Consider the following 16,871-nt stretch of genomic DNA (forward strand, 5'->3'; position numbering starts at 1 on the left):
CGAGGAGTCATCATGTCCACTCTCCCCTTCTGGCTGGCCGAAGCGCTCGCCGCCGAACAACCCGCACCGCCCACGCCCCTAGTCGGCAACCACGAGGCCGATGTCTGCATCGTCGGCGGCGGCTTTACCGGACTGTGGAGCGCCATCGCCCTTAAACAGGCCGAGCCCCACCTGCACGTCATTGTGCTGGAGAAAGATCGCTGCGGCAGCGGTGCCTCCGGGCGCAACGGCGGCTGCCTGCTCACCTGGTCGGCGAAGTATTTGACGTTAAGGCGCCTCTTTGGCGAGCAGCAGGCCGCCTGGCTGGTACAAAGATCCGAGCAGGCGGTACACGAGATCGCCCACTTCTGCGAACAGCACCACATTGAGGCGCAGCTGAGGGTCGAGGGCACCTGCTACACCGCCACCAGCGAGGCCCAGCGCGGCCTGATGGAGCCGGTATTGCAGGAACTCAAGCGAGCCAGTCTTAACCAGTGGCAGGCTATTGAAGAGGGTGAGCTGGCGAGCCAGTGCGGTTCCCACGTTCATCTGGAGGGGCTCTACAGCCCCCACGCGGGCTCGGTGCAACCGGCGCTCTTGGTGCGCGGCCTGCTGCGGGTAGCGCGGGAACTGGGGGTCGAGGTTTATGAGCACTCCCCCATGCAGCGCCTTGAGGCGGGCCAGCCAGCGCGGGTGCCAACGCCGCAGGGTGAGGTACGTGCCCGCAAGGTGGTACTGGCCCTCAACAGCGCCATGGTGCAGCACTTTCGCGAGTTTCGCCGCAGCATAGTGCTGGTCTCCTCCGATATGGTGATAACCGACCCCGCGCCGGATGCACTGGCCGCCCAGCAGCTTGAGCACGGCCGCAGCGTGGTGGATGGCCGCACCTTTGTGCATTACTACCGCTCCACCCCGCAAGGGCGGCTGATGCTGGGCAAGGGGGGCAATACCTTCGCCTTTGCCAACCGCCATCTGGCCGAGTTCGATGCACCGAGCCGTTATCTTGCCCCTCTCACCCGCACCCTGCGCCGCTTCTTTCCGGCACTCAAAGAGGTGCCCATCGCCGCCAGCTGGTGCGGCGCCTCCGACCGCTCGGTAGATGGCCTCCCCTTCTTCGGCCACTGGCGAGGGCAGCCCAATATCGTCTATGGCCTCGGCTACTCCGGCAACGGAGTGGCCCAGAGCTGGATGGGTGGCCAGATCCTGGCAGCCCTAGTGAGAGACGAGGTGCGGGAGGAGGACAAGCCGTGGCGCGACTGCGCGCTGGTCAGCGGCCCGCGCGGCTATTTTCCGCCCGAGCCATTCCGCTGGCTGGGCGCCATGGCGGTGCGCAACGCCATACGGCGCAAGGAGCGGGCGGAAGATGAGAACCGCCCGGTGGCCTGGTATGACAAACAGCTTGCCAAACTTGCCGATGCAGCGGGCAAGGCGGATAAATAGCCCGACGATAGAGGGCAACCATTTCTCATACTGTTTCGCCCCACACCCTATTTCTTGAAAATGCCGACCCGAGGGTCGGCATTTTTACAGGTGAAATCAGAGGAGCATTATCAAGCAACGTGACCAACTGATTGGCCCCTGTATCAGCAGAACAGCGTCAGACAATATTGACGCAGCGTAACAATCTTGGGCCGTTTGATTCTGGCCGTAGGCGAAGGCTGTGGCATACTAACCGCCCGGTCGTCCGAATACGCTTCGTTATGCGAAGCTACAAGCAATCTTTAGTATCAAGAAAAATCGAGATTTAAAAGACATCCATTGACAATGATCACATCAAAAAAGCACTCACTATGGAATGATTGAACATTCCTGATAATATATTGTAATTTTTATAGAACAGTTAAATGTATCAACGCACCCAACTAAATTAATGGAATTAAATTATTATCATCTTTGGTTACAAAGGAGTTAAGTAGCAATGGGTAATCCAATGATTGTAAACAAAGACGCTATTATTCGTAATGAACAGTCAATGAAGGTATCATCCTTAACTCTGGATAAAGAAGACCTTTTATCGTTTTGTAAAATACTTCAAGAACGAGCAAGAGCAGCTGGGGAACTTGAAATAGCAAAATATCAGAAAGGTGAAATGTCAGATGAACAATATCAAGTTAATATAGAAACTCTCCGTAGCGGTTTTGAACTCCGTGTTACTATTGCAGGTAAAAATGGGGAAAATATTTGGGGAACAATAGATGAAGTTTTTGCATCACCCAATTTCCCATCCGATGTTAGATCACTTTTCATTGACAGTGCTTCATCATTAAAGATTTCGCACAACTATTACGTCAGAAATGATTTTGTCATTTTTTTAGATTTTAACAAGCCACGGATTGTAGATTTCACTCTGTTGCCTAGCCAAGAAACCCCAAATGAATCAAATGTAAAAGTAAGAGGATATGATGCGACTTGGGTAAATGGGGTTTTTGCAGAGATTAGAACTTTCATCGAGTCAAAATCATCCTCACTTTCCATCGTCCATACACATAGCATTTATGACATATTACTTTGGTTTATAGGATTCCCTTTAGGTTTTTGGGTTTGCTACAAACTAGACAGATATATTGAAAGCATTTTTAGCAACACATCTAAATTTTTAGTTAGCGCTATTTATCTATACTGTTTTATAGGCGTGTTATTCTTATTTAGATTCTGGTTTCATTATCTTAGATGGGTATCTCCCCTTGTTGAATTTAGAGCTAAAAATAGTGTTATCGTAATGCATCGATTGCTTATTTCGACTATCGCACTCTCCGTTTTAAGTTCATTTATTTATGACATAATAAAGTCCATTTAGTTATGACCAATCATGTAGTGTATGGCAGAACACTATTTTAGTGAGGATTTATTCATAACTGGCGTAGGTTCGAATAGCGAAGCGTATTCGGACGTACGCGATAAATTACGGAACAGAACCATAAAAAATGCCGCCCATCGGGCGGCACTTTTATTAGAGATAACGGGCTAACAGGAATTACCAGCCGGTCACTTCGCGCAGGGCCTTGCCGATATCGGCCAAGGAGCGGACGGTTTTCACGCCAGCATCTTCCAGCGCGGCAAACTTCTCGGCGGCGGTACCCTTGCCACCGGAGATGATGGCGCCAGCGTGGCCCATCCGCTTGCCGGGAGGGGCAGTAACACCCGCGATATAGGAGACGACCGGCTTGGTGACGTGGGCCTTGATATAGGCGGCCGCGTCTTCCTCGGCGTTGCCGCCGATCTCGCCGATCATCACGATCGCTTCGGTCTGCGGGTCGTTCTGGAACATCTCCAGAATGTCGATAAAGTTGGAGCCCGGGATGGGGTCGCCACCGATACCGACGCAGGTGGACTGGCCAAAGCCCTCGTCAGTGGTCTGCTTGACCGCTTCGTAGGTCAGGGTGCCGGAGCGGGAGACGATGCCCACCTTGCCCGGCTTGTGAATGTGGCCCGGCATGATGCCGATCTTGCACTCACCCGGAGTGATCACGCCCGGGCAGTTGGGGCCGATCATCCGCACGCCGGTCTCTTGCAGCTTCACTTTGACGTCCAGCATATCCAGCGTCGGGATGCCTTCGGTGATGGTGACAATCAGCTTGATGCCCGCGTCGATCGCTTCCAGGATCGCATCCTTGCAGAACGGCGCCGGCACATAGATGACGGAGGCGGTGGCGCCGGTCGCTTCGACCGCGTCACGGACGGTGTTGAACACCGGCAGGCCCAGATGGGTGGTGCCGCCTTTGCCCGGGGAGACGCCGCCCACCAGCTGGGTGCCGTAGGAGAGCGCCTGCTCGGAGTGGAAAGTACCCTGACCGCCGGTAAAGCCCTGGCAGATGACTCGGGTGTCCTTGTTGATCAGTACGCTCATCAGTTGGCCTCCGCTGCTTTGACGACTTGCTGCGCGGCATCGGTCAGACTCTTGGCCGCAATGATGTTGAGGCCGCTCTCGGCCAGCTTGATACCACCCAGCTCGGCGTTGTTGCCTTCCAGACGGACCACGACGGGCACCTTGACCCCCACTTCCTTGACCGCACCTATGATGCCTTCCGCGATCATGTCGCAGCGCACGATGCCGCCGAAGATGTTGACCAGCACCGCTTTGACGTTGCTGTCGGAGAGGATGATCTTGAACGCCTCGGTTACGCGCTCCTTGGTGGCGCCGCCGCCGACGTCAAGGAAGTTGGCCGGCTTGCCGCCGTGCAGGTTGACGATGTCCATGGTGCCCATGGCCAGACCCGCGCCGTTGACCATGCAGCCGATGTTGCCATCGAGGGCCACATAGTTGAGCTCCCACTGAGCGGCGTGCGCTTCGCGGGGGTCATCTTGTGACGGGTCGTGCATCTCGCGCAGCTTGGGCTGACGATACAGTGCGTTGGCGTCGATGTTGATCTTGCCATCCAGGCAGTGCAGGTTGCCCTGCGCGGTGATCACCAGCGGGTTGATCTCCAGCAGCGCGAAATCGCAATCCAGGAACATCTGGCCCAGACCCATGAAGATCTTGGTGAACTGTTTGATCTGATCGCCGACCAGACCCAGTTTGAAGGCCAGTTCGCGGGCCTGATAAGCCTGCGGACCCACCAGCGGATCGATGGCCGCCTTGTGGATCAGATGGGGGGTTTCGTGGGCGATCTTCTCGATATCCACGCCACCTTCGGTCGAGGCCATGAAGACCACGCGGCGAGAGCCACGGTCAACTACGGCGCCCAGGTAGAGCTCTTTGGCGATGTCGGTGCAAGATTCCACCAGGATCTTGGTGACCGGCTGGCCGTTGGCGTCGGTCTGGTAGGTCACCAGATTTTTGCCAAGCCAGTTTTGGGCAAAAGCACGGATCTCATCCTTGCTCTTGGCCACTTTCACGCCGCCCGCTTTACCGCGGCCACCGGCGTGTACCTGGCATTTGACGACCCAGGTATTGCCGCCAATCTTGTCGGCCGCTTCGGCCGCTTCTTGTGGGGTAGCACAGGCATAACCTTCGGAGACCGGCAGGCCATACTCGGCAAACAGCTGTTTTGCCTGATATTCATGCAGATTCATAGATGCTCTATCCGTGTTGTAGGTATTTCCGTCCGGGGCTGGTGTTTCTCAATCCCCTGTGAATGGGGGCCTGGGCGGCCCCTCGTTATCTTTCAATCGCTCGGGTATTACTCAAACGTCCAGCAGCACATTCGGCTCGGGGCGCAAACCCCTTGCCCGGGTGCCACTGGCTTAGACGTCCAGCAACAGACGGGTCGGGTCTTCCAGCAGCTCCTTGACGGAGACCAGGAAGCCTACCGATTCGCGTCCGTCGATGAGACGGTGATCGTAGGAGAGCGCCAGATACATCATCGGCAGGATCTCGACCTTGCCGTCAACGGCCATCGGGCGATCCTGGATCTTGTGCATGCCCAGAATGGCGCTCTGGGGCGGGTTGATGATCGGGGTGGACATCAGGGAGCCGAACACGCCACCGTTGGTGATGGTGAAGTTGCCGCCAGTCAGTTCATCCACCGTCAGCTTGCCGTCACGGCCCTTGCCCGCCAGATCCTTGATGGCCTTCTCGATGTCCGCCAGGCTCATGTTGTCGCAGTCGCGCAGCACCGGCGTCACCAGACCACGGGGGGTAGAGACGGCGATGCTGACGTCGAAGTAGTTGTGGTAAACCACGTCATCACCATCGAGCGCCGCGTTCACTTCCGGATAGCGCTTGAGGGACTCCACCACCGCCTTCACGTAGAAGGACATAAAGCCGAGCTTGATGCCGTGCTTCTTCTCGAAGATCTCGCCGTACTGCTTGCGCAGATCCATGATGGGCTTCATGTTGACCTCGTTGAAGGTGGTCAGCATGGCGGTGGTGTTTTTCGCTTCCAGCAGACGCTCGGCAATGCGCTTGCGCAGACGGGTCATCGGTACCCGCTTCTCGCTGCGACCGGCCAGAGCGGCAACCGGCGCGACCGGGGCAGCAGCTACCGGAGCGGCTGCGGCCGGCTGGCTCTTGGCCTTGATGAAGGCTTCCACATCATCCTTGGTAATGCGACCGCCCTTGCCGGTGCCGGTCAGCTTGGCCACGTCGATGTCGTGCTCGCCAATCAGACGGCGCACGGAGGGGCTCAGGCCATCGGCACCATCATCGGCAACCGCTTCGGCCGGCTTCTCCTTGGTCTCTTCACCGGCCACGGCAGCCGCCTTGATGGTGGCGATCAGCTGGCGGGAGAGGACGGTTGCCCCCTCTGCCTGCAGGATGTCGCCCAGCACGCCAGCTTGCGGTGCCGGCACTTCCAGCACCACCTTGTCGGTTTCGATGTCGACCAGCACTTCATCACGGGCAACCAGATCACCCGGCTTCTTGTGCCAGGTGGCGATAGTGGCATCCGCCACTGATTCCGGCAGGTCCGGTACCTTGATCTCGATAGTCATCTAATCAGTTCCTTGTTACTTCTTGTTCAGGGCTTAGGCCAGAGTAAGGGCATCTTCCACCAAGGCTTTCTGCTGCTTGGCGTGGACAGACATGTAACCAACCGCCGGCGAGGCGGACGCCGGACGACCGGCATAACGCAGGGTGGCTCCGGTCGGCAGCACGTCATCGTAGTTGTGACGGGTGCAGTACCAGGCGCCCTGGTTTTGCGGCTCTTCCTGACACCAGACAAAATCGGTGACGTGGCTGTAATCGGCCAGAATGGCTCGCACTTCCTCTTCCGGGAAGGGGTAGAGCTGCTCAATTCGCACCAGTGCCACATCTTGCTGCTCCGCCTTGCGACGGGCTTCGAGCAGGTCGTAGTAAACCTTGCCGGAGCAGAAGACCACCCGCTTGACCGCTTTCGGATCCAGCGCGTCGATCTCGCCAATGGCGTTCTGGAAGGTGCCTTCTGCCAGCTCTTCGAGCTTGCTGACCGCCAGCGGGTGGCGCAGCAGGGATTTGGGCGTCATCACGATAAGCGGACGGCGCATCGGGCGCACGACCTGACGGCGCAGCATGTGGAATACCTGAGCCGGGGTTGAGGGTACGCACACCTGCATGTTGTGCTGAGCGCACATCTGCAGATAACGCTCCAGACGGGCGGAGGAGTGCTCCGGCCCCTGCCCCTCGTAACCGTGCGGCAGCAACATGGTCAGGCCGCACATCCGGCCCCACTTCTGCTCACCAGAGGAGAGGAACTGATCCACCACTACCTGGGCACAGTTGGCGAAATCGCCGAACTGGGCTTCCCAGATGGTGAGGCCAGCCGGCTCGGCGCTGGCGTAACCATATTCAAAGGCCAGTACCGCGTTCTCGGTCAGCACAGAGTCATATACCTCGAACGGGCCTTGCTCGTCGTGCAGGTTGCACAGCGGAGTGTAGGTGCTGGCATCGGTCTGGCTGTGCAGCACGGCGTGGCGGTGGAAGAAGGTGCCACGGCCGGAATCTTCACCGGTAAAGCGGATGCGGGACCCCTTGTCCACCAGAGTGGCGTAGGCCAGGGTCTCGGCAAAGCCCCAATCCACCAGCTTCTCGCCAGCGGCCATCAGACGGCGGTCTTCATAAATTTTCTCGACCTGACGCTGCAGCACGTGGGTCGCCGGATACTGGCTCACCCGCTCGCCGAGGCTCTTGAGGTGATCCATCGGCACGGCACTCTCATAGGCCATGTTCCAGTCGTGGCCCAGATAAGGGGTCCAGTCGACGGAGTGCAGCTCCATCGGCCGCCACTCTTTGCTCACCCGCTCACCGCGATCCAGCGCTTCGCGATACTCGTTGACCAGTTCGGTCGCCCGCTCCTGAGCGAGGCTCCCCTCGGCCACCAGCTGATCGGCGTAGATCTTGCGCGGGGTCGGGTGCTGCTTGATCTTCTGGTACATCAGCGGCTGGGTGGCGCTCGGCTCGTCCGCTTCGTTGTGACCGTGACGACGGTAGCAGACCAGCTCGATCACCACGTCGCGTTTGAAGGTGTTGCGGTAATCCAGTGCAATCTGGGTCACCAGCACCACGGCTTCCGGATCATCCCCGTTGACGTGCAGCACCGGCGCCTGCACCGCCTTGGCGATGTCGGTGCAATATTCGGTGGAACGCAGGTCACGGATATAGGAGGTGGTGAAACCAACCTGGTTGTTGATGACGATGCGCACCGTCCCGCCGACACCATAGGCACGGGTCTGGGACATGTTGAAGGTCTCGGCCACCACGCCCTGACCGGCCATGGCCGAGTCACCGTGAATGGTGATGGGCAACACGCTGGAGCCATCCTTGTCACCGCGACGATCCATCCGGGCACGGACCGAGCCGATGACCACAGGGTTGACGATCTCGAGGTGAGAGGGGTTGAACGCCAGCGCCAGGTGGACGTTGCCACCCGGGGTGGCGAAGTCGGAGGAGAAGCCCATGTGGTACTTCACATCACCGGTACCCCAGGATTCGCCATGCTTGCCGGCAAACTCGTCGAACAGATCCTGAGCGCGCTTGCCCAGCACGTTGATCAGCACGTTGAGGCGACCGCGGTGGGCCATACCGATAACGGCCTCTTTGCAGCCCTGCTCACCGGCGCGACGGATCAGCTCCTTGAGCATGGGGATCATGGCGTCGCCACCTTCCAGCGAGAAGCGCTTGGCTCCCGGGAACTTGGCGCCCAGATATTTCTCCAGCCCTTCGGCAGCGGTCAGGCTCTCGAGGAAACGGGTCTTCTCTTCGAGGGTGTAGCTCCCCTTCCCTTCAATGGATTCGAGACGCTGTTGCAGCCAGCGCTTCTCTTCCGTGGAGGTGAGGTGCATGTAGTCGGCGCCGATGGAGCCGCAATAGGTCTTCTTCAGCGAGGCGTAGAGGTCGGAGAGCACCATGGTCTCGCGACCGATGGCGTAGGAGCCCACATTGAAGGTGGCCTCCATATCTGCGCCCTGCAGGTTGTGAAACGCAGGATCCAGTTCGGCAACGGTTTCACGCTGCCACAGGCCCAGCGGGTCCAGATTGGCATTCTGGTGACCACGGAAACGGAAGGCGTTGATCAGCTGCAATACCCGCACCTGCTTGGCATCCACTTGCGGATCGGAGACGGGGGCACTGTAGCGAGAGGGATCCTTGGCCAGACGACGGAAATAATCGCGGACCTGGGAGTGGGGTTGTTCAACCGCATGGCCATTGACCTGGGGCAGCTCGCTAAACAGGCTGCGCCACTCGTCGGACACGGAGTCAGGATTTTCCAGGAAGGATTCGTACAAATCCTCGATATAGCTTGCATTCGCACCAGCCAGGTGAGATGACTCCAACCAGGCCTTCATCACGCCGTTATGCATTTCTATCCCTTGTACTTCTTGTTACTGCTACGCAGCTTGTAGGGTTCAAACAGCCATCCTGCCACGGGTGGGATGGCTATCCGGAAGTCGGGCCAGCACAGGGCCGGCCCAAATACTAAACAGCCCGATTGAGCAACATCGACTTGATCTGGCCAATCGCCTTGGTCGGGTTCAAGCCTTTCGGACAGACGTTCACGCAGTTCATGATGCCGTGGCAGCGGAACACGCTGAAGGCGTCGTCCAGATTACCCAGCCGTTCGGTGGTCGCGGTGTCGCGGCTGTCAGCCAGCCAGCGGTAGGCGGCAAGCAGCCCGGCCGGACCGATGAACTTGTCGGGGTTCCACCAGAAGGAGGGGCAAGAGGTGGAGCAGCAGGCACAAAGAATACACTCGTACAGGCCATCCAGCTTGGCACGCTCTTCGGGGGATTGCAGGTGCTCACGCACCGGCGGCAACTTGTCTTCATTGATGAGGAAGGGTTTGACCTTCTCCCACTGGGTGTAGAACTGGGTCATGTCGATCACCAGATCACGGATCACCGGCAGGCCGGGCAAGGGGCGGATAACGACCTTGTTGCCCTTCTTCAGCAAATCGGAGAGCGGGGTGATGCAGGCAAGACCGTTCTTGCCATTCATGTTGAGACCGTCAGATCCACAAACCCCTTCGCGGCAGGAGCGGCGGAAGGCGAGCGTGGGATCCAGCTCTTTCAACTGGATCAGTGCATCGAGCACCATCATGTCGGAACCTTCAGGAATATCAAGATGATAATCCTTCATATGGGGGACGTTATCAACATCCGGATTGTATCTGTAGACAGAGAATGTGACGTTCATAGGGCTGGCTCCGCAATCAGTAAGTCCGAACCTTGGGCGGGAACGCCTCACGGGTCTTGGGTGACATGTTGACAGCACGACGGGTCATGGACTCGGTGTCCGGATGATAGAGGCTGTGGCACAGCCAGTTCTCATCGTCGCGATCCGGGAAGTCGAAGCGGCAGTGAGCACCGCGACTCTCGGTACGGAAGTTGGCGGCAACCGCCGTGGCAAACGCCGTCTCCATCAGGTTGTCCAGCTCCAAGCACTCGATGCGCTGGGTGTTGAACTCTTTGGAGGTGTCATCCAGACGGGCTGACTTGAGGCGCTCGCGGATAACCTTGAGCTCGGCCAGCCCCTCTGCCATCGCAGCCCCTTCGCGGAACACGGAGAAGTTGTTCTGCATGCAGCGCTGCAGGTCTTTGCGGATCTGCACCGGGTCTTCCCCGTCACGGCAATTTTCCCAGCGGTTGAAGCGGGCCAGTGCGGCATCCAGATCCGACTCAGAGGCATCGCGACCATGTTCCATCTCGCCCAGAGTGTTGACCAGATGCATGCCGGCCGCGCGGCCGAACACCACCAGATCCAGCAGGGAGTTGCCACCCAGACGGTTGGCGCCGTGCACCGAGACGCAGGCAATCTCGCCCACCGCAAACAGACCGACCACCGGCACATCGTTGCCGTTCTTGTCTTGGGTCAGGCACTGGCCATTCACGTTGGTCGGCACGCCGCCCATCATGTAGTGGCAGGTCGGGATGATCGGGATCGGCTCTTTGACCGGATCCACGTGGGCGAAGGTGCGGGAGAGTTCGCAGATGCCCGGCAGACGGGATTCCAGCACCTCTTTGCCGAGGTGGTCCAGCTTGAGCTTGATGTGCGGGCCCCAGGGACCATCGCAGCCACGGCCTTCACGGATCTCGATCATGATGGAGCGGGCCACCACGTCGCGACCGGCCAAGTCCTTGGCATTTGGCGCGTAACGCTCCATGAAGCGCTCGCCATCTTTATTGAGCAGATAGCCACCTTCACCACGGCAGCCTTCGGTTACCAGCACCCCTGCCCCGGCGATGCCGGTCGGGTGGAACTGCCACATCTCCATATCCTGCACGCCGACGCCGGCACGCAGCGCCATACCGACGCCGTCACCTGTGTTGATGTGGGCATTGGTGGTGGACTGGTAGATACGACCGGCACCGCCAGTCGCCAGCACGGTGGCCTTGGCCTTGAAGTAGACCACTTCACCGCTCTCCATATCGATGGCGGTACAACCCACCACGTGGCCATCCTGGTTTTTCACCAGATCCAGCGCATACCACTCGGAGAAGACGGTGGTCTTGTTCTTGACGTTCTGTTGGTAAAGGGTGTGCAGCAGGGCGTGACCGGTACGGTCGGCGGCCGCTGCGGTACGAGCGGCCTGCTCGCCACCGAAATTCTTGGACTGACCACCAAACGGACGCTGGTAGACAGACCCGTTATCGAAACGGGAGAAGGGCAGCCCCATGTTCTCCAGCTCATAGATAGCCTCGGGACCGGTTTTGCACATGTACTCGATGGCTTCCTGATCACCGATGTAATCGGAACCTTTTACCGTGTCATACATATGCCACTGCCAGTTGTCATCGTGGGCATTGCCCAGCGCAACCGTGATCCCGCCCTGGGCGGAAACAGTGTGAGAACGGGTTGGAAAAACCTTGGACAACAGAGCGCAGCTCTTGCCGGACTGGGCAATCTGCAGCGCGGCGCGCATACCGGCACCACCGGCACCAATCACCACCGCATCAAATTCACGAGTTGGAATAGTCACCTTACACACCCCACAGCACGACGAAACCCGTCATCAGATAGACAAACAGCACCACGACCAGGGCAAATTGCAGCGCCCCGCGCAGCCCTACCGGCTTGATATAGTCAGTCAGCACCTGCCACAGACCAATCCAGGCGTGGATCAGTACGCAGAGCAGGGTCAACAGGGTGAATACCTTGGTGAATGTTTTGGCGAAGAAGCCTGCCCACACCTCGTAGGTGATGTCGTTGAACGCGACAAAGCCCACCAGATAGAGGACATAACAGGTCATGATGAGGGCGGTGGCGCGGATCAGGATGTAATCGTGAACGCCGCTGCGCCCGAAGGTTGCAGAATTGGTTACCATACAAGCACTCCCGCCAATACAGCCAGGATCGCGGTGATCACGAAGGCCACGCGGGCGCTCTGATTGCCGGATTCCAGCTCTTCCCAATAGCCCATATCCATGACCAGATGACGCAAGCCGCCCACAATGTGGTATGCCAGCGCAGTCAGGATCCCCCACAGCACGAGTTTGACCAGGAAGTTGTCCATGATGGCAACCACGGTTTCAAACCCTTCGGGAGAGGCGAGTGAAGTACCAAGCATCCACAGCAAGATGCCCAGTGCAACAAAGGTAATGACCCCTGAAACACGGTGCAGGATGGATGCAATGGCAGTGACAGGAAAGCTGATCGTCTGTAGGTCGAGGTTGACCGGTCTCTGTTTGTTTTTCACGCTTGCCCACTCAGCTCCATTGAGCACGTTAGTTATTGTTTTAACTCACACTTGAGGGCACGGAATGGTGATTGTTGGTTTTTTGTTACCAAAACACTCTGAAAAAGCCAAAACGCGAGTTTTCGGTTTCACATCAGGCTTTGCCAAAGCGTTTCAAACACCCGCAGCCATGACCCACGTGGCGCAGTATATCGGCGGCCTTAACCGAAGACAATCAATTAGCTACAAAGAAAACACAAAACCGCAAACTCGATCGCATATTTAATTTAACATTTCATTAATGCCATTAATGGGGTTCCAGCAAAATTGACATTGATAAGGAACTCTGTTTCAAATAAGGCGCTCCAGCCACCTCGGTATGGGTAACAACCTTTGCCAGCGTCATAAAAGTCGTAATAGAGTAGGACTGGAACCAAATTATAAAGAGCAAAGGAGACGTGCTATGGCTGATAAGATAGCCACCCTACACCTGCCCGGGAAAGATCCGGTTGAACTGCCGATCCTCTCTGGAACCGTTGGACCGGATGTTGTCGATGTTAGAAAGCTGGGTGGGCAAGGGTATTTCACCTTTGACCCGGGCTTTATGGCGACCGGTTCTTGCAAATCTGCCATCACCTACATTGACGGGGATCAGGGTGTCTTGCTGCACCGTGGCTACCCCATCGCCCAGTTGGCCAAAGAGTCCAACTACCTCGAAGTCTGCTATATCCTGCTCTACGGCGAGGCGCCCACCAAGGCACAGTTTGCCGATTTCCAGCGTACCGTGACCCGCCATACCATGGTGCACGAGCAGATTGCCTTTTTCTTCCGCGGCTTCCGTCGTGACTCCCACCCCATGGCCATCATGTGTGGTGTGGTGGGCGCACTCTCTGCCTTCTATCACGACGCCCTGGACATCAACAACGAACAGCACCGCGAGATCTGCGCCTTCCGCCTCATCTCCAAGATGCCGACCCTGGCGGCCATGTGTTACAAGTACTCCATCGGCCAGCCGTTCATGCATCCGCGCAACGCCCTCTCCTATGCAGGCAACTTCCTGCATATGATGTTTGCGGTACCGACCGAGGAGTACAAGGTCAATCCGGTGGTCGAACGCGCCATGGACCGCATCTTTACCCTGCATGCGGATCACGAGCAGAACGCCTCCACCTCAACCGTCCGTCTGGCTGGCTCCTCCGGTGCCAACCCGTTTGCCTGTATCGCCGCAGGTATCGCCTCCCTGTGGGGTCCGGCCCATGGTGGTGCCAACGAAGCCTGCCTGCGCATGCTGGAGGAAGTAGGCTCGGTGGATCGCATCCCCGAGTACATCGCCAAGGCCAAGGACAAGAACGATCCGTTCCGTCTGATGGGCTTCGGTCACCGTGTCTACAAGAACCATGACCCTCGTGCCACCGTGATGCGCGAAACCTGCCACGAAGTACTGACCGAGCTGCAGATCAAGGATCCGCTGCTGGACGTGGCCATGGAGCTGGAGCGCATCGCGCTCTCCGACCCCTACTTCATCGAGAAGAAACTCTACCCGAACGTGGACTTCTACTCCGGTATCATCATGAAGGCGATCGGTATCCCGATGAACATGTTCACCGTGATCTTCGCCATCTCCCGTACCATCGGCTGGATTGCCCACTGGAACGAGTTCCACTCAGACCCGGACAGCAAGATTGGTCGCCCACGCCAGCTCTACGTAGGTCACCCGCTGCGCGAGTTCACTCCGCTCGAGCAGCGCTAACCACTGCGCTGATATGGTTTGTTACAAAGGCGGTCATTGACCGCCTTTTTGTTTGCCGCTCTAATGCCCCCTTTCGCGTTAAGGAGTCCATTATGAAACCACTGTTTATCAGCGCAACCTTGCTGCTGACCGCCTGCCAGAGCACCCCCGCCCCGTCACAGGGGGAGACCCTCTATATCAACAGCCAGTTGGTCGATTGCGTCGGGGTTGGCCCGATGCAGTGCATGCAGGTTCGCAGTGATGAGCAGCAGCCCTGGACGCTGTTCTACCAGAATATCGAAGGTTTCCAGTTCGAGCCTGGCTATCGCTACCAGCTCACTGTCAGCAAGGAGCAGCTCACCGATGTGCCGGCCGATGCCCCCTCCGTGCGCTATCAGCTGATCAAGGTAGTGAACAAGGTCGCCAGCAAGTAACAAACACGATCAAAAAAACGGGGGATGGCTGATGCCATCCCCCGTTGGTTTATGGGTACTGCGCCTCATCAGGCACGATCAGGTCGGCGCCAGCGCCATATGCAGCAAGGGATAGGGTTTACCCTGACCATCCAGCGGCGAGCGACCCGTCACGGTGAATCCCATCTTCAGATAGAAGCCCACCGCCTGCTCGTTCTGCTCGTTGACGTCAACCAGCGTCGCGCCGCCCTGCGTGATGGCATGGGCCACCAGCAAACGCCCCACGCCACTGCCGCGCGCCTCGGGAGCCACAAACAGCATCTCCAGCTTGCCCTCGTACACTCCGCTAAAACCCGTAATCTGCCCCTCTTCTGTGCGGGCACTGTGCAGTGTCACCGCATCGAAGTAGTGCTCCAGAATAAGCGGTTTAAGCGCCAGGATCTCGGCCTCGGGCAGGAAGTGGTGGGTCGCCCGCACCGAGGCCTCCCACAGCGCGATCAGGGCCGGATAATCGGCCCGGGATACCGGAACAATCGTCATGAAATAACTCGATATGATAACCAGCGGGAAGAGACACCTTCCCGCTGGCAACGGTGATTAGCGCGCCTGCACCGCCTGCAGCAGCACCGACATATCAGCGCCAAAGTTGCGGCTGCGGATCGCCTCGCGAATATCCGCTTCGCTATAACGGCTGCCTGGGTACACCACCACGCAGGAGGTGTCGCCCGGTTTGAGGAAGTGGGTCTCGCCAAACGGGGTATAGCGGGTGGCACCGATACTGATGAGCGCATGGGGAGGATGTCCCGCCTGCGCCAGCAGTCCCTGAATGTGCTCCGCCGGCCCTTCATCCTGCTGATGATTGAACTTGTCGATGGCCCAGTCGAGCAGCTTGCCGTGGAAGTAGCTGTAGTCGATGGCGGCGCTGTCTACCCCGTAGGCGTGCAGCTCGCCATCGCGCTCCAGATAGCAGGCGATACGATAGTCATCGAGCTCGCAACCGGCGGCAAAACCGGAAAGCGGCAGCAGGTTGGCCGCCAACCCCTTGCTCTCTTCGCCCCAGTTCTTCTTCTCGCTGATCTTCTTGGCGTTGGGACGGCGGATGGAACAGTCGTTATAGGCACCAAAGGCGCGGGGATGGATCGCCACCACCTGCTTGCCGGCATACTCCAGCTCGCACCAGAGGGCTACTTCCGGCTCGATCTGCACCTTCTCGTCACCACTGACCGCCGCTTCCGGCAGGAAGATCGCCTTGTCGCTCAACGGGAATACCCCAAGCTGACCCGGATGGCCCGGCACGAAGAAGGGGAACAGCGCCTTGGGCGCCGTGGTATCGCGCACCACGACCGCTACGAAGTCCGACGCTTCACCCGCCTGCTCCAGATGACCGGCGAAATTGCCCGCGACCCCGAGTCCGATAAACTTGCTCTCTGCTGCTATCTGCATCTTGCTCACCTGCATCTTGCCAACGCAAGGTAGCAGGCTCGTCGCCCACTACCGCTAAAGTGGCAAGATTAAACCACAAGGACCCCGCCTTCGCCCAGTCCGGCCCTGTAGTGATGTGCGCCAGTCCGCTTTTTTAGGGACGAGAAGGCTGTGGTGAACCAGCCATTGCGCACTCATTCAGCTACGCGGTCACCGCGCTGGAAACAGTGCGTTTCCGGCATCTCCCCTCTTTCTCCTTGGGACTCAACTTCATCTTTGTTAGGCTGCCGGCATGCAAAACAACTGTGCGCTTGAGTGCGCCACTGCTCATCACGGCAACCCCATTGGAGAGAAAACAGATGATCGACAAACTCGCCTGGCTCACCTTTAAAGATCAGCAACTGCTCTGCGCCCGCTCCCACGGCAAGGGCATCTATTACATCCCGGGCGGCAAGCGGGAACCGGGCGAGAGCGACGAGGTGGCGCTGATCCGCGAGATTGAGGAGGAGCTGGCTGTCACCCTGCAGCCCGATACCCTGCGCTTTGCCTGCGAGTTCAGCGCCCAGGCCGATGGCAAACCGGCAGGAGTCGAGGTGCGACTGCGCTGTTACACCGGCGAAGCGAGCGGCACCCCGATCGCCTCGGCAGAAGTTGCCGAACTGCGCTGGCTCGACAGCTCTCACCTCGATAAGCTCTCCCCCGTCTCCTGCCTGCTGTTTGTCTGGCTGGTTGAGCAGGGGCTGATCCGCTGACAAGCCGTACTCGCGGCGAGCATACGTACCCACCTCATATGAACCAACG

Annotated in this window: 15 protein-coding genes; 5 read left to right on the forward strand and 10 right to left on the reverse strand. The window is 58.2% G+C overall.

All coding sequences use genetic code 11. The features are described from left to right. The first annotated feature begins 12 nt into the window (after positions 1-12). Both G5137_RS11825 and G5137_RS11830 read left to right on the forward strand, forming a co-directional pair. Entirely contained in the window at positions 13-1,419 is a 1,407-nt protein-coding gene (locus G5137_RS11825; RefSeq protein WP_421255427.1) for an FAD-dependent oxidoreductase, read from the forward strand. Between the two features lie 478 nt (positions 1,420-1,897). Beyond that, on the forward strand, positions 1,898-2,776 hold the full coding sequence (locus G5137_RS11830; RefSeq protein WP_263083860.1) for a hypothetical protein: 879 nt from the start codon (positions 1,898-1,900) through the stop codon (positions 2,774-2,776). A 177-nt stretch (positions 2,777-2,953) separates the two neighbouring features. Here G5137_RS11830 and sucD read toward each other — a convergent pair whose 3' ends face one another. The 8 genes from sucD to sdhC form a co-directional block, all read right to left on the reverse strand. Beyond that, entirely contained in the window at positions 2,954-3,826 is an 873-nt protein-coding gene (gene sucD / locus G5137_RS11835) for a succinate--CoA ligase subunit alpha (RefSeq protein WP_005333542.1), read from the reverse strand. Continuing rightward, positions 3,826-4,992 (reverse strand): ADP-forming succinate--CoA ligase subunit beta, encoded by a 1,167-nt coding sequence (gene sucC, locus G5137_RS11840; protein WP_005361097.1) that lies wholly within the window; start codon positions 4,990-4,992, stop codon positions 3,826-3,828. Before sucC ends, sucD begins: the two co-directional genes overlap by 1 nt. Positions 4,993-5,163: 171 nt before the next feature. Next, the gene (odhB, locus tag G5137_RS11845; RefSeq protein ID WP_040066314.1) at positions 5,164-6,351 is read right to left on the reverse strand and encodes a 2-oxoglutarate dehydrogenase complex dihydrolipoyllysine-residue succinyltransferase; all 1,188 of its coding nucleotides are present in this window, start codon (positions 6,349-6,351) and stop codon (positions 5,164-5,166) included. 33 nt (positions 6,352-6,384) lie between these two features. Continuing rightward, positions 6,385-9,195 (reverse strand): 2-oxoglutarate dehydrogenase E1 component, encoded by a 2,811-nt coding sequence (gene sucA, locus G5137_RS11850; RefSeq protein ID WP_421255428.1) that lies wholly within the window; start codon positions 9,193-9,195, stop codon positions 6,385-6,387. Between the two features lie 115 nt (positions 9,196-9,310). Then, a complete protein-coding gene (locus G5137_RS11855; RefSeq protein WP_216953467.1) occupies positions 9,311-10,027 on the reverse strand; it encodes a succinate dehydrogenase iron-sulfur subunit in 717 nt (238 codons plus the stop codon). 16 nt (positions 10,028-10,043) lie between these two features. Next, positions 10,044-11,810, reverse strand: coding sequence for a succinate dehydrogenase flavoprotein subunit (sdhA, locus tag G5137_RS11860; protein ID WP_013723668.1), 1,767 nt, complete (start codon positions 11,808-11,810; stop codon positions 10,044-10,046). A 1-nt stretch (position 11,811) separates the two neighbouring features. Continuing rightward, complete coding sequence (gene sdhD, locus G5137_RS11865) at positions 11,812-12,156, reverse strand: succinate dehydrogenase, hydrophobic membrane anchor protein (RefSeq protein WP_005333558.1); 345 nt, start codon at positions 12,154-12,156, stop codon at positions 11,812-11,814. Next, complete coding sequence (gene sdhC / locus G5137_RS11870) at positions 12,150-12,527, reverse strand: succinate dehydrogenase cytochrome b556 subunit (protein ID WP_005333571.1); 378 nt, start codon at positions 12,525-12,527, stop codon at positions 12,150-12,152. Before sdhC ends, sdhD begins: the two co-directional genes overlap by 7 nt. A 442-nt stretch (positions 12,528-12,969) precedes the next feature. Between sdhC and G5137_RS11875 the strand changes: the two genes are divergently transcribed. Next, positions 12,970-14,256, forward strand: a complete 1,287-nt coding sequence (locus G5137_RS11875; protein ID WP_421207145.1) for a citrate synthase — start codon at positions 12,970-12,972, stop codon at positions 14,254-14,256. 92 nt (positions 14,257-14,348) lie between these two features. After that, positions 14,349-14,669: a DUF4377 domain-containing protein gene (locus G5137_RS11880; RefSeq protein WP_421255429.1), complete on the forward strand. Its 321-nt coding sequence runs from the start codon at positions 14,349-14,351 to the stop codon at positions 14,667-14,669. 78 nt (positions 14,670-14,747) lie between these two features. On the opposite strand, the gene G5137_RS11885 is transcribed toward G5137_RS11880, so the two are convergent. Further along, on the reverse strand, positions 14,748-15,188 hold the full coding sequence (locus G5137_RS11885) for an acetyltransferase (protein ID WP_421255430.1): 441 nt from the start codon (positions 15,186-15,188) through the stop codon (positions 14,748-14,750). A gap of 57 nt (positions 15,189-15,245) precedes the next feature. Continuing rightward, positions 15,246-16,091: a DUF5718 family protein gene (locus G5137_RS11890; protein ID WP_047438856.1), complete on the reverse strand. Its 846-nt coding sequence runs from the start codon at positions 16,089-16,091 to the stop codon at positions 15,246-15,248. Between the two features lie 338 nt (positions 16,092-16,429). Between G5137_RS11890 and G5137_RS11895 the strand changes: the two genes are divergently transcribed. Then, a complete protein-coding gene (locus G5137_RS11895) occupies positions 16,430-16,822 on the forward strand; it encodes an NUDIX hydrolase (protein ID WP_421255431.1) in 393 nt (130 codons plus the stop codon). The last annotated feature ends 49 nt before the right edge of the window (positions 16,823-16,871 follow it).

Source organism: Aeromonas sp. 600282, assembly GCF_049175755.1.
GTDB classification, from domain to species: Bacteria; Pseudomonadota; Gammaproteobacteria; order Enterobacterales; family Aeromonadaceae; genus Aeromonas; species Aeromonas veronii_A.